The following is a 13,056-nucleotide window of genomic DNA, read 5'->3' on the forward strand; positions in this document are numbered from 1 at the left end:
AGGGCGGGTCTGCAGACTCAGGTGCAGACGGTGGTGGATCTCGATACGCCCGCTGCGCGGGCTACTCGATCAGCATGGGGTTCCCCTACTTCACCGAGGCGACTTCTCCCGGCCGCTCGGCAGAACATCAGCCGAGAGCGCCCGTCATCGCCCATCGGCGACGAGAACCACTCCTGACTGATGTTCTGCGCAGCCTCCGCCCCGTCGCCCGCGCCCAGCCCCGCTCGCTACGGTGAAGCTGAGGATTCACTCACGCAGTCAGGAGCCGGACGTGGAGAACCAGCAGATCGCGGCGCTCGTCGCCCTCGTCGTCGCCCTCGCGGTGGTCGGATCGGTCATCGCGACCGTCCTGCGGATGCGCGCGGGCGCCCCGGGAGCGCGCCCGGCCTCACGGGACGGCGGCTCGACCGCCGCGACGGGCGACGGCAGCTCGAGCGGGTCGGACACCCGCGACGGCCGTGCCGACGACGGCGGCTCCCCGGACGGCGGTTCGTCGAACAGCGGAGGCTCCGGCGGCGACGGCGGCGGTGGCGGCGGCTCGGACGGTGGAGGCGGCGGCGGCGACTGAGCCACGGCACCGCCCACGGATTCTCGAGGCCCGCCCCACTTCCGGCTCGCGCAATCACCTCCGGCTCGCTGAATCCGCCGATCTCCGCGAGCCGAGGCCCGTTCCCCGTGCCGAAGGTGACGGGTCCGACCTCCGGCTCGCGGAGTCAGCTCCGGCTCGCCGAATCTTCTGGTTTCCGCGTGCCGACGGTCATCCCGCGTGCCGGAGACGACACCGGTCACGCCGGGGTCGCGAAACCGCCGCCGCCTCAGTGCTGGTGCAGGACCGCCCAGGCGAGCAGCGAGTCGAGCCGGCGGATGTCCGCTCCGCGCCCGAGCTTCACCTTGATGTGCCCGGCCCGCGTCCACAGCTCGACCTCGGAGTTGAGGTCGAACGTGCCCGCGTTCTCGCTCGACCACATGTTGATCGAGCTGTACGGCAGCGAGTAGATCTCGACCTTCTTGCCGGTGAGTCCCTGGGCGTCGCGCACGATCAGCCGCTTCGTGGTGAAGGTGGCGGAGTCGCGGAGCGTGCGGAACGACGCGACCGCCTTCTCCCCCTCCACCAGGAGGGAGTCGACGTCGGCGGGGACCGGGATCTCCTGCGCGAGGGTCCAGGTGAGCAGCGGTGCAGTGTCCATCGCACCACCCTGGCCGAGGGGAGCCGCGCCCGCATCCGCCGCGCGCCGGAGCGCCCAGGCTCCGCTGATCCCCGCGGGAGATGCTGGGGCATGCCCCTCGCCGTCCCCGACGCCCTCGTCCCGCTCGCCCTGCGCCTGGCCCGCGCCAACCGCACGTTCGTCAGCGCGGACGGCGCTCGCCGCCGGATCCGCGAGAACGCCCTCCGGCCGGCCCGCTTCGGCCCGCCCCCGCGACTGCGGCCCGGAGTCCGCGTCGACGTCGAGCAGGTCGGCGGCTGGCCGGTCTACACGATCCGCCCGCAGCGGATCCGCGGCGGGGTCGTCTACGCGCACGGCGGCGGCTGGGTCAACGAGATCGCGCCGCAGCACTGGTGGCTGGCGGCGCGGATCGCGGACGAGGCCTCTGCGGCGGTCACCCTGCCGATCTACCCGCTGGTCCCGTTCGGCACGGCCCTCGAGGCGCGCGACGGCGTCCGCGCGCTCGTGCACCGGAGCCTCGACCGGTACGGCGCGACCGCGCTCGCCGGCGACTCCGCGGGCGGCCAGATCGCGCTGTCGACGGCCCTCGCCCTCCGCGACGAGGGCGTCGTCCTGCCGTCGACCACGCTGATCTCGCCCGCGCTCGACCTCTCCTGGAGCAACCCGCGCATCCCGGAGGTGCAGCCGAGCGATCCGTGGCTCGGCACGCCGGGCGGCCGCGTGCTCGCCGAGAAGTGGCGCGGCGAGCTCGATCTGCTCGACCCGATCGTCAGTCCGCTCTTCGGCGACCTCGCCGGCCTCGGACCGCTGAGCGTCTACACCGGCACCCGCGACGTCCTGAACCCCGATGCGCACGTCCTCGCCGAGAAGGCGGCGGCGGCCGGAGTGCCGTTCGAGCTGCACGAGGCGGTCGGCCAGCTGCACGTGTACCCGCTGGTGCCGACCCGCGCGGGCCGGGAGGCGCAGCACGACCTGGTCGACGGCCTCCGGGCGGCGCTCTGACCCCGGGCGCGACCTCCGGCTCGCGGAGTCGCCTCCGGCTCGCGGGAACAGCGCGACTCCACGAGCCGGAGCTGCTTCTGCGTGCCGGAACGCGTCGGTGCGACCTCGGGCTCGCGGAAGCACCTCCGGCTCGTCGAAACGACGCAGATCCACGTGCCGGAGCTCGTTCCGCGTGCCGGAGGTGGTGCCCGAGCCACCTCCGGCTCGCGGAATCGCCTCCGGCTCGCGGGAACAGCGCGATTCCGCGAGCCTGAGCTGCTTCCGCGTGCCGGAAGGCGTCGGTGCGACCTCGGGCTCGCGGAAGCACCTCCGGCGCGTCGAAACACCGCGAATCCGCGTGCCGGAGCTCGTTCCGCGTGCCGGAGTTCATCTCGGTCAGCCGGACGGCCCGATCGGCCCCAGGATCCCGCACTCGAAGGCACTCAGGACCCCGATCGCCGGCAGGGGCGCACCCCGCTGCCGTGCACAACTAAGGCTGGAAGCCCCGAATCCGTCGAGAAACGGTCGGATCGGCCCTTCCAGCCTTGGTTGTGCGCGGATTCCCGCCGAGACCTACGCGCCCCAGCTCGACTGCGTGCCGCCGACGCGCTCCTCCGCGATGGCCTGCGCGTGCCCGGACGCCGTGTACGCCGCCATCGGGTCGGCCGGCAGCCCGCGCTCCGAGCGCCAGGCCGCGAGGGCGGGGCGGACGTCGGAGTAGAAGGCGTCCATGAAGATCCCGTTCGCGCCGAGCACGTCGCCGGCGAGCTGCGCCTCCTCGAGGGCCGCGCGGTCGACGAGCAGCGCACGCGCCGTCATCTCCTGCACGTTGAGCACCGAGCGGATCTGGCCGGGGATCTTGTCCTCGACGTTGTGGCACTGGTCGAGCATGAAGGCGACGGGCGAGTCCGGGCCGTAGCCGCCGCCGCGCACCACCTCGTAGAGGATGCGGAACAGCTGGAACGGATCGGCCGCGCCGACGATCAGGTCGTCGTCGGCGTAGAAGCGCGAGTTGAAGTCGAACGAGCCGAGCTTCCCGAGGCGCAGCAGCTGGGCGACGATGAACTCGATGTTGGTGCCCGGCGCGTGGTGGCCGGTGTCGAGGCAGACCAGCGCGCGGTCGCCGAGCGCGGCGACGTGGGCGTAGGAGGTGCCCCAGTCCGGAACATCCGTGTGGTAGAACGCGGGCTCGAAGAACTTGTACTCGAGGACGAGGCGCTGCTCGGTCCCGAGGCGCTCGTAGATCGCGGCGAGCGAGTCGGCGAGGCGGTCCTGCCGGCCGCGGATGTCCTGCTGGCCCGGGTAGTTCGAGCCGTCGGCGAGCCAGATCTTGAGGTCGCGCGAGCCGGTCGCGTCCATGATGTCGATGCAGGCGAGGTGGTGGTCGATCGCCTTCTGGCGGATCACCGGGTCGGAGTGCGTGAGCGAGCCGAACTTGTAGTCGTCGTCCTGGAAGGTGTTGGAGTTGATCGTGCCCAGCGCGACGCCCTTCGACGCGGCGAACTCGCCCAGCGCCGCGTAGTCGTCGACCTTGTCCCACGGGATGTGCAGCGCGACGCTCGGCGCGAGGCCGGTCAGCTCGTTGACCTTGGCGGCGTCCGAGATCTTCTCCTCGATGGTCCGCGGGGTGCCCGGCGTGCTGAACACCTTGAAGCGGGTGCCGGAGTTGCCGAACGCCCACGAGGGCAGTTCTATCGCCTGCTGCTCGAGCTGGCGGAGGATGTCGGGGCTGAGGTCGGTCACGGCGGGGTCCTTCTGTGCGGGGCGATCCGGCCGTGCGGCGGGCGCCGACCGGGCGGCACCGTATGAATCGTTTCACAGCGCCGTTGAGCGAGCGTATCGCTCCGCTTCCCGGGCTGTCAAAGGCCTGCTGAGGGGGGCCAGCCCCGCGGTGCCGCCGGATGAGATGATTCCCGGATCGCGCGCAGCCCTGCGATCCGCGACGACCCGAGGAGACGATGTGCCGTCCATCAGTGTCCGCGAGGTCGCCGCTCGCGCCGGAGTCTCGGTCGGCACCGTCTCGAACGTGCTCAACCGCCCCGAGAAGGTGGGCGCCGAGTCCGTCCGCCGGGTGCAGTCCGCGATCGCCGAGCTCGGCTTCGTCCGCAACGACGCGGCCCGCCAGCTCCGCGCCGGCCGCAGCCGCAGCATCGGCCTCGTCGTGCTCGACGCCGGCAACCCGTTCTTCGCCGAGCTCGCCCGCGGAGCCCAGGCCCGCGCCGCCGAGGCCGGGCTCTCCGTCCTCCTCGCCAGCACCGACGCCGAGGCCGACCGCGAGGACTCCTACCTCGACCTGTTCGAGGAGCAGCGGGTGAGCGGGGTGCTGATCTCGCCGCAGGGGGAGGGGTCCGCGCGGCTCGACCGCCTCCGCGCCCACGGCATCCCCTGCGTGCTGGTCGACCGGGAGTCGGGGGACAGCGCGTTCTCCTCGGTCGCGGTCGACGACGTCGCCGGCGGGCGGCTCGCGGTCGAGCACCTGCTCGGGCTCGGCCGGCGCCGCATCGCGGTGGTCGGCGGGCCGGAGTCGATCCGCCAGGTCGCGGACCGGTTCGCCGGGGCGCGGGAGGCCGTGGCGGCGGTGCCGGGCGCGACGCTCGAGGTGCTGCCGACACCGGGGCTCACCGTGCTGGACGGCCGGGCCGCGGGGCGGACGCTCGCCGAGCGCGCTCCCGCCGACCGCCCCGACGCCGTCTTCTGCGCGAACGACCTGCTCGCGGTCGGCGTGCTGCAGGGGCTGATGCTGCTGGGCGAGGTGCGGGTGCCGGAGGACGTGGCGCTGATCGGCTACGACGACATCGCCTTCGCGACCGCGACGATCGTGCCGCTGTCGAGCATCCGCCAGCCGAGCGCCCTGATCGGCGCGACCGCCGTCGAGCTGCTCCTCGAGTCCGAGCCCCGCCAGGTCGTCTTCCAGCCCGAGCTCGTCGTCCGCGCCTCGACCTCCGGCTGACGCCCGCGTCTGCCCCCTTCCGCGAGATGCCACTTATGCGCACTTCTTACGGCGTGTCGCGCTCATAAGTGGCATCTCGCGGGGACGGGCAGAACGGGGGACCTCCGCCCGGAGGCTGAGCGCGCTGGTAGCGTTTAGTGGGCCGGGTCCAAGAAACGCGGCTTCCCCTCCTGACGAAAGCCGCCATGACTCTGCGCCGTTCCGCCCTCGCCGCCCTCGCGGCCTCCGCCCTCCTGCTGACCGGCTGCACCGCCGACGGCGGCGACGCCGGGGGAGGATCCAGCACCCCGGTCGCCGACGGCGTCCTCACCTACGCGACCGGCGACGCCGAGCCCACCTGCCTCGACCCGCACGTCGGCGGCAACTACCCGCAGGCGCTGCTCGCGACCCAGGTCCTGGAGTCGCTCGTCTCGCGCAGTGACGACGGCACGATCACCCCGTGGCTCGCGGAGTCGTGGACCGTCTCGGACGACGCGCTCAGCTACGACTTCACCCTCCGCGAGGGCCTGACCTTCACGGACGGCACCCCGCTCGACGCCGACGCGGTCGCCGCGAACATCGAGCATCTCCAGGACCCGGCGACGAAGTCCTCCACCGGCTACCTCGCCGTCGCGAAGGTCGAGTCGGTCACCGCCGTCTCGCCGACCGTCGCCCGCTTCACCCTCAGCGCCCCCGACAGCGCGCTGCTCGAGTCGCTCTCGCAGCCGTGGACCGCGATCGAGTCGCCCACCGGCATCGCCCGCGGCGAGGAGGCCAACTGCGAGGCGCCCGTCGGCACCGGCCCGTTCACGGTGACGGAGTGGGTCAAGCAGGACCACGTGACCCTCACCCGCAACGACGACTACGACGCCGCCACCGGCCCGACCGGCGAGGGCCACGACGGCCCCGCCTACCTCTCCAGCATCACCTGGCGCTTCATCCCCGACTCCGCCACCCGCTATGCGGCACTGCAGGCGGGCGAGGTGGACGTGATCGACAACGCCCAGCCCGACACGCTCGCCGCCGCGACCGACGCCTCCGACCTGGTCGAGATCGACGCGCCCCGCCCCGGCTCGGTGAACCGCCTCGAGCTCAACTCCGGCCAGGCGCCCTTCGACGACGAGAGCGTGCGCGAGGCGTTCATCCGCGCCGTCGGCGTCAACGACGCCATCGACTCCCTCTTCTTCGGCACCGCCGAGCGCTCGTACTCGCCGCTGTCGAGCAGCGAGGCGACCGCCTACTCCGACCCGTCGCTCTTCGAGGACGCCGGCTCGGACGACGAGATCGCCGCCGCGGAGGACCTCCTCACGACCGCGGGCTGGGTCGACTCCGACGGCGACGGCATCCGCGAGAAGGACGGCGTGCCGCTCGTCCTGCGCCTGCCGGTCAGCACCAACCAGTCGATCCCGGCCGAGCAGTCGCTGTTCGAGCAGATCCAGGCGTCGGCGAAGGTCGCCGGCTTCGACGTGCAGATCAGCCTGCTCGACCTCTCCAGCTGGTACACCGCGCTCGCGGCGAACGAGTACGAGCTGGTCAGCGCGCCGTACACGAAGGTCGGACCGGACGTTCTGCGCACCCTCTACGCGTCCTCCGGCATCACCCCGGCGCCGAGCGGCTACTTCGCCAACCACGCCCAGGTGAACGACCCCGCCCTCGACGCCCTGCTCGAGCAGGCGAGCGCGACCGTCGACGAGACCGAGCGCGCCGACCTCTACTCGCAGGCCCAGCGGATCGTGCTCGAGGGCTACTGGATCCTGCCGCTCTACGACCAGCAGAACCACTACCTGCACCGCTCGGCCGTCCAGGGCGTCGCCGCCCTGGCCACCGTCTCGACCCCCTGGTTCGCGGACGCCTGGCTCTGACCCTCCGCGCCCGCTTCCGCGGCTCGCGCCCGGAGCATGCTGGTCGAGCAGCCGCGCAGCGGCCCTGCATGCTGGTCGAGTAGCCGCGAAGCGGCCCTGCTTGCTGGTCGAGTAGCCGCGCAGCGGCGTATCGAGACCTGCTGTCCTGATCACGGTGGATCTCGATACGCCCTCTGCGAGGGCTACTCGATCAGCATGACTAGCACGCCGGTCGAGCAGCGGCCTTCATGCTGGTCGAGTAGCCGCGAAGCGGCGTATCGAGACCCGCCCGCCAGAACCCGCACCCCCGAGAGGAGCCCCGATGATCCGCCGCCTCCTCCTGCGCCTCGGCGGCGCGCTCGTGGTGCTCTGGGCGGTCGCGACGGCCGTGTTCTTCCTCATCCGCCTCATCCCCGGCGACCCGGCGCAGGCGATCCTCGGCGGCCCCGGCTCGCAGGCGTCTCCGGAGGCGCTCGCCGCGGTCCGCGAGCAGTACGGCCTCGACCAGCCGCTCCTCCTGCAGTACCTCACCCAGCTCGGCCGCCTCGCCCGCGGCGACCTCGGCACCTCCTACTCCCTGCGCACCCCCGTCGCCGACCTGCTCGCCCAGCAGCTGCCCGGCACCCTCCTGCTGGCGGCGCTCGCGCTCACCCTCGCCTGGATCCTCGCCCTCGCCACCGCGCTCTGGTCCACCCGCGGCGGCCGGGTCGCCGCCGCGATCGGCTCCGGCCTCGAGCTGACCGCTGCCGCCCTCCCGCACTTCTGGCTCGCCACCGTGCTGATCGCCGTCTTCGCGACCGCGCTGCGCTGGTTCCCGCCGGTCAGCACCGGCTCCGCGAACGGCCTCGTGCTGCCCGCGCTGACCCTCGCGATCCCGCTCGCCGGCTTCCTCGGCCAGGTGATGCGCCGCTCTCTCCTCGACGCGCTGGAGTCGCCGTTCGTGCTCGCGGCCCGCGCCCGCGGCGAGGGCGAGCTCGGCATCCGGCTCCGGCACGCCCTCCGGCACGCAGTGCTGCCGGGCGTCTCGCTCTCGGGCTGGGCGTTCGGCTACCTGATCGGCGGCGCGGTGGTGGTCGAGACGATCTTCGCCCGGCCCGGCCTCGGCCGAACGCTGCTGGCCGCGGTGACCGTCCGCGACGTCCCCGTCGTCACCGGGGTCGTGCTCGTCACCGCCCTCGCCTACATCGTCGTCACCCTCGTGACAGACCTCGTCGCACGCCTCGTCGATCCGCGCCTCGCTGCCGCCCGCCCGCAGGAGGCCCGCGCATGAGCGAGCTCGAGCTGCGCGCCGCCCGCCCCGCGCGCCGGGCCGCCGGCCGCCTCCGCGTCGGCGAGCTGCTCGCCCTCGCCTTCGTCGTCCTCCTCCTGCTCGCGGCCGTCGCCCCCGGCCTCCTCGCCCCCTTCGATCCGCTCGCCATCGCGCCGCGCGACGCCTTCGACCCGCCCTCCGCCGCGCACCTGCTCGGCACCGATGAGTCGGGTCGCGACGTGCTCAGTCGCCTGATCTCCGGCGCCGGAGCCTCCCTCCTGATCGGCGTCAGCGCCACCGCCATCGGCCTGGTGCTGGGCGCGGTGCTGGGCGTCGCCGCGGCGTTCGGCGGCCGCTTCGTCGACGGCGTGATCGGCCGCGTTCTCGAGGTCCTCTTCGCCTTCCCCGCGCTGCTGCTCGCGCTGCTGGTCATCGTGGTCACCGGCCCCGGAGTCGTCCCCGCGACGGTCGCGGTCGGCCTCTCGACCGCGCCCGGCTACGCGCGCATCCTCCGGACCCAGCTGCTCGGCATCCGCGACTCCGGCTACGTCGAGGCGGCGCGGGTGCTCGGCCACTCCTCGCCGCGGATCCTGCTCGCGCAGGTGCTGCCGAACACTTTCGGCCCGCTCGCGGTGCTGGCGACGCTCGGAGTCGGCCAGGCGATCGTCTGGGCCTCGGCGCTCAGCTACCTGGGCCTGGGGGCCGAGCCGCCGGCGCCGGAGTGGGGCGCGATGCTCTCCGCGGGCCGCACCTACCTCTCGAGCGCCTGGTGGCTGACGGTGTTCCCGGGCCTCGCGATCGTGCTGACGACGCTCGCGACGACGGTCCTCGGCGGCCGGCTGCGGGGTGCGCGATGAGCGCCGGGAGCGCCGGCAGCGCCGCCGTCGTGGAGGACCTCCGCGTCGCCTTTGACGGCGTCGAGGTCGTGCACGGGGTGTCCTTCCGGATCGAGCCGGGGGAGTGCGTCGCGATCGTCGGCGAGTCCGGCTCGGGCAAGAGCGTCACCGCGCGGGCCCTGCTGGGTCTCAGCGGGGGAGCGGCGACCGGGAGCGTCCGGGTCGGCGACCAGGAGGTGATCGGTGCGGGCGCGCGGACGCTGCGCCGCCTCCGCGGTGCGGGCGTCGGCTTCGTGCCGCAGGACGCGCTGCTCTCGCTCGATCCGCTGCGCCCGATCGGCCGCGAGATCGGCGACGTCCTGCGCCTGCACTCCCGGCTCTCCGCGGCGGAGGCGTCGGCGCGGGTAGCCGAGGTGCTCGCGAGCGTCGGCATGCCCGATCCCGAGGAGAGGATGCGCGACCGCTCCGGCGAGCTCTCCGGCGGGCTCCGCCAGCGCGCGCTGCTCGCCGCCGCGATCGCCCTCGACCCGCCGCTGCTCGTGGCCGACGAGCCGACCACCGCCCTCGACGTCACCGTGCAGGCGCGGGTGCTCGAGCTGTTCGCCGAGCAGAAGGCGCGCGGCCGGGCGCTGCTGCTGGTCTCGCACGACCTCGCCGTCGTCGCCGGGCTCGCCGACCGGATCCTGGTGCTCGCGGACGGCCGGGTCGTCGAGGACGGCCCGGCGAAGCGGGTGCTGCGCTCGCCGGAGTCGGTCCAGGCGCGGACGCTCGTCGCCGCGGTCCCGGCCGGGCGGCCGCGCGGCTCGCGGCTGACGGATCCGGACGCGCCCGTCGTCCCGCCCGCGCCGCCGGGCGAGCTGCTGCTGCGCGCGACCGACCTGGTCACCCGCTTCCCCCGCCCCGGCGGCGGCACCCGCACCGCCGTCGACGGCGTCGGCCTCGAGCTGCGCCGCGGCGAGACCCTCGGGCTCGTCGGCGAGTCCGGCTCGGGCAAGAGCACGGTCGCCCGGCTGCTGCTCGCGCTGCGGCGTCCGGATGCGGGCTCGGTCGAGTTCGACGGCGGCCCGTGGTCGGCGGCGACCGAGCGCGCGCGGCGACCGCTCCGCCCGCGGATCGGCGCGATCTACCAGGACAGCCTGTCGTCGTTCGACCCGCGCTGGAGCGTCGGCCGGCTGCTCCGCGACGCCGGGGCGGAGTCGGTGCCGGCCCTGCTCGAGAACGTCGGCCTCGCCGCGTCGCTGGAGCGGCGCTCGCCGCGCACCCTCTCCGGCGGGCAGCGCCAGCGCGTCTCGATCGCCCGCGCCCTGGCGACCCGCCCCGACGTCCTGATCTGCGACGAGCCGGTCTCGGCCCTCGACGTCTCGGTCCAGGCGCAGATCCTCGACCTGCTCGACGACCTCCAGCGCCGCCACGGCCTCGCCCTGCTCCTGATCTCGCACGACCTCGGCGTCATCGCGCACATGAGCGACCGCATCGCCGTGATGCGCGACGGCCGCCTCGTCGAGTCCGGCCCGGCCGCCGCCGTCCTCGGCACCCCGCGCGAGGACTACACCCGCCGCCTGCTGGCCGCCGCCCCCCGCCTCGACCGCCCCTGACGCCGCCCGTCCCTCCGCGACGAGCGGCTGACGCCGCCCGCCTTCGGTGGATCTCGATACGCCCGCTTTGCGGGCTACTCGATCAGCATGCATCCCGTCCGCAGGGGGGGGCTTGCATGGTGGTCGAGTAGCCCCGCAGGGGCGTATCGAGACCCGCGATCTTCAGCAGTGGTGCGGGATGCCGGCGGATCTCGATACGCCCGCTGCGCGGGCTACTCGATCAGCAGGGGTCGCCTGCCCCGCCCGCTCCGCAGGTCGCCTCTGCCGCGCCCGCCCGCCCGCACCGGTGCCCCCGCAGGGCATCCCTCCGCGCGCCGCCGCGCCGTAGCGTGACTGGCATGACGAACGACCCCGAGGCGCGCGACTTCCTGACCTCCCGCCGGGCCCGGCTGACCCCCGAGCAGGTCGAGCTGCCAGCCGGCGGCAACCGCCGAGTGCCGGGCCTGCGCCGCAGCGAGGTGGCCCAGCTGGCCGGCGTGAGCATCGAGTACTACTCGCGGCTCGAGCGCGGCGACCTGCGCGGCGCGTCCGAGTCGGTGCTGACGGCGCTCGCCGACGCCCTGCGGCTCGACCGCGCCGAGCGCGAGCACCTCTTCGACCTCGCCCGCACGGCCGAGCGCTCGCCGCTGCGCTCCCGTCGGCGCGCGCCCGCCGCCGTCCGCCCGAGCATGCGGCTCGCGGTGGAGTCGATCACCTCGGCCCCCGCCTTCGTCCGCAACGGCCGCCTCGACGTCCTCGTCGAGAACGACCTCTTCCGCGCGCTCTACGCCGACCTCTACGCGCTCCCGGAGCGCCCGGTCAACCTCGCCCGCTTCGCCTTCCTGCAGCGCGAGCTCGCGGAGGCGTTCTACCCGGTCTGGAGCACCGCCGCCGACATCACCGTCGGAATCCTCCGCACCGAGGCCGGCCGCGCCCCGCACGACGCCGACCTCCAGGCGCTCGTCGGCGAGCTCTCCACCCGGAGCGACGAGTTCCGCACCCGCTGGGGCGCCCACGAGGTGCGCCACCACGCCAGCGGCAGCAAGTTCTTCCACCATCCGATCGTCGGCGACCTGCACCTCAGCTACGAGGCCTTCGAGCCGCTCGGCGACCCCGGCCTCGACTTCCTGATCTACAGCGCGGAGCCGGGCTCGCCGAGCGATGACGCCCTGAAGCTGCTCGCGAGCTGGTCGGCGACGCAGAGCACGCAGACGACCCGGACGACCCCCGCCGCGCACCCCGCCCCCGCCGACAGGACCGCCGAGTGAACCGCCGCACCACCCTCCTCTTCGCGATCGCGGGCGGCGTCGCCGTCGGCAACCTCTACTGGGCCCAGCCGCTGCTCGACTTCCTCGCCACCGATCTCGGCACGAGCACCGGATCCGCGGGCTGGCTCGTCACCGCGACGCAGCTCGGCTACGCCCTCGGCGTGCTCCTCTTCGTCCCGCTCGGCGACGTGCTCGACCGCCGCGTCCTCGTCCCCGCCGCGATGCTCTGCGCCTCCCTCGCCCTGCTCGCCTGCGCGCTCGCCCCGACCTTCGCCGTGCTCGTCGCCACCCTCGCGCTCGTCGGCCTGACCACCGTCGCCGGCCAGATCCTCGCCCCGCTCGCGGGCGACCTGGCCGACGACGCCACCCGCGGCCGGGTCGTCGGCACCGTCGTCTCGGGCATCCTGACCGGCATCCTCGTCTCGCGGACGATCAGCGGCCTCATCGCCCAGGCCGCCGGCTGGCGCACCGTCTACGTGGTCGCGGCGGTCGCGGGCGTCGTGCTCGCGATCCTGCTCGCCCGGGCGATCCCGTCGCTCCCGCCGCGGACCCGCCTGCGCTACCCGGCCCTGATCGCCTCGGTCTTCGCGATCGTCCGCCGCGAGCGCTCGGTGCGCTGGAGCCTCGCCCTCGGCGGCACGTCCTTCGCGGTCTTCACGATGTTCTGGACGTCCCTGACCTTCCTGCTCAGCGCCCCGCCGTTCTCCTTCGACGTCGGCACGATCGGCCTCTTCGGCCTGATCGGCCTCGCCGGTGCGATCGCCGCCCAGCGCGCCGGGCACCTGCACGACCGCGGCCTGGCGCTCCCGGCGATCGGCGTCGCCTGGGCGGCGGTGCTGCTGTCCTTCGTGATCGCGGGCCTCGGCGGCGGCTCGATCGTGGCCGTGATCGTCGCGATCCTGGTGCTCGACGTCGCGATCCAGGGCCACAACATCCTGGTCCAGTCGCGGATGTTCCAGGTCGACCCGTCGGCGCGCAGCCGGCTGAACACCGCTTTCGTCACGACCAACTTCGTCTGCGGAGCGCTCGGCTCGGCCCTCGCGTCCTTCCTCTGGACCCACGGCGGCTGGGGCGCGGTCTGCATCGCGGGCGCCGTGCTGAGCGGCTTCGCGCTCACGGTCTGGCTGCTCGGCCGCCGCTCGGCCCTGGTGCTCCCCGCGGCGCAGCCGGCGGTCTGAGCGCGGCGACCGCCGGGCGCTCCGGTCGGGCCCC

11 protein-coding genes are annotated in these 13,056 nt (G+C 74.0%); 9 read left to right on the forward strand and 2 right to left on the reverse strand.

What is annotated here, in order from left to right; genetic code table 11:
- The first annotated feature begins 271 nt into the window (after positions 1–271).
- Positions 272–568 (forward strand): hypothetical protein, encoded by a 297-nt coding sequence (locus EDF35_RS20870; protein WP_166674121.1) that lies wholly within the window; start codon positions 272–274, stop codon positions 566–568.
- A gap of 247 nt (positions 569–815) precedes the next feature.
- Here the strand turns inward: EDF35_RS20870 and EDF35_RS14365 are convergent, their stop codons facing one another.
- A complete protein-coding gene (locus EDF35_RS14365; protein WP_123446854.1) occupies positions 816–1,187 on the reverse strand; it encodes a PH domain-containing protein in 372 nt (123 codons plus the stop codon).
- Between the two features lie 90 nt (positions 1,188–1,277).
- On the opposite strand from EDF35_RS14365, the gene EDF35_RS14370 reads away from it, so the two are divergent.
- Positions 1,278–2,168: an alpha/beta hydrolase fold domain-containing protein gene (locus EDF35_RS14370; RefSeq protein WP_123446853.1), complete on the forward strand. Its 891-nt coding sequence runs from the start codon at positions 1,278–1,280 to the stop codon at positions 2,166–2,168.
- A 552-nt stretch (positions 2,169–2,720) separates the two neighbouring features.
- On the opposite strand, the gene rhaI is transcribed toward EDF35_RS14370, so the two are convergent.
- A complete protein-coding gene (gene rhaI, locus EDF35_RS14375) occupies positions 2,721–3,890 on the reverse strand; it encodes an L-rhamnose isomerase (protein ID WP_166674122.1) in 1,170 nt (389 codons plus the stop codon).
- Between the two features lie 217 nt (positions 3,891–4,107).
- Here rhaI and EDF35_RS14380 point away from each other — a divergent pair, with 217 nt between their 5' ends.
- From EDF35_RS14380 to EDF35_RS14410, 7 genes are all read left to right on the forward strand, one after another.
- Positions 4,108–5,097, forward strand: a complete 990-nt coding sequence (locus tag EDF35_RS14380) for a LacI family DNA-binding transcriptional regulator (RefSeq protein WP_243839992.1) — start codon at positions 4,108–4,110, stop codon at positions 5,095–5,097.
- A gap of 185 nt (positions 5,098–5,282) precedes the next feature.
- Positions 5,283–6,938: an ABC transporter substrate-binding protein gene (locus tag EDF35_RS14385; protein ID WP_133962844.1), complete on the forward strand. Its 1,656-nt coding sequence runs from the start codon at positions 5,283–5,285 to the stop codon at positions 6,936–6,938.
- Between the two features lie 301 nt (positions 6,939–7,239).
- Complete coding sequence (locus EDF35_RS14390; RefSeq protein WP_133962845.1) at positions 7,240–8,187, forward strand: ABC transporter permease; 948 nt, start codon at positions 7,240–7,242, stop codon at positions 8,185–8,187.
- Positions 8,184–9,023, forward strand: coding sequence for an ABC transporter permease (locus EDF35_RS14395; protein WP_133962846.1), 840 nt, complete (start codon positions 8,184–8,186; stop codon positions 9,021–9,023). The genes EDF35_RS14390 and EDF35_RS14395 overlap by 4 nt, the downstream gene beginning before the upstream one ends.
- On the forward strand, positions 9,020–10,597 hold the full coding sequence (locus EDF35_RS14400) for an ABC transporter ATP-binding protein (protein WP_133962847.1): 1,578 nt from the start codon (positions 9,020–9,022) through the stop codon (positions 10,595–10,597). The genes EDF35_RS14395 and EDF35_RS14400 overlap by 4 nt, the downstream gene beginning before the upstream one ends.
- Before the next feature lie 338 nt (positions 10,598–10,935).
- Positions 10,936–11,844: a helix-turn-helix transcriptional regulator gene (locus tag EDF35_RS14405; RefSeq protein WP_133962848.1), complete on the forward strand. Its 909-nt coding sequence runs from the start codon at positions 10,936–10,938 to the stop codon at positions 11,842–11,844.
- Positions 11,841–13,022, forward strand: a complete 1,182-nt coding sequence (locus tag EDF35_RS14410) for an MFS transporter (RefSeq protein WP_133962849.1) — start codon at positions 11,841–11,843, stop codon at positions 13,020–13,022. The genes EDF35_RS14405 and EDF35_RS14410 overlap by 4 nt, the downstream gene beginning before the upstream one ends.
- Positions 13,023–13,056: the final 34 nt, after the last annotated feature.

Origin of the sequence: Rathayibacter sp. PhB151 (genome assembly GCF_004366415.1) — a bacterium.
Classification (GTDB): domain Bacteria; phylum Actinomycetota; class Actinomycetes; order Actinomycetales; family Microbacteriaceae; genus Rathayibacter; species Rathayibacter festucae.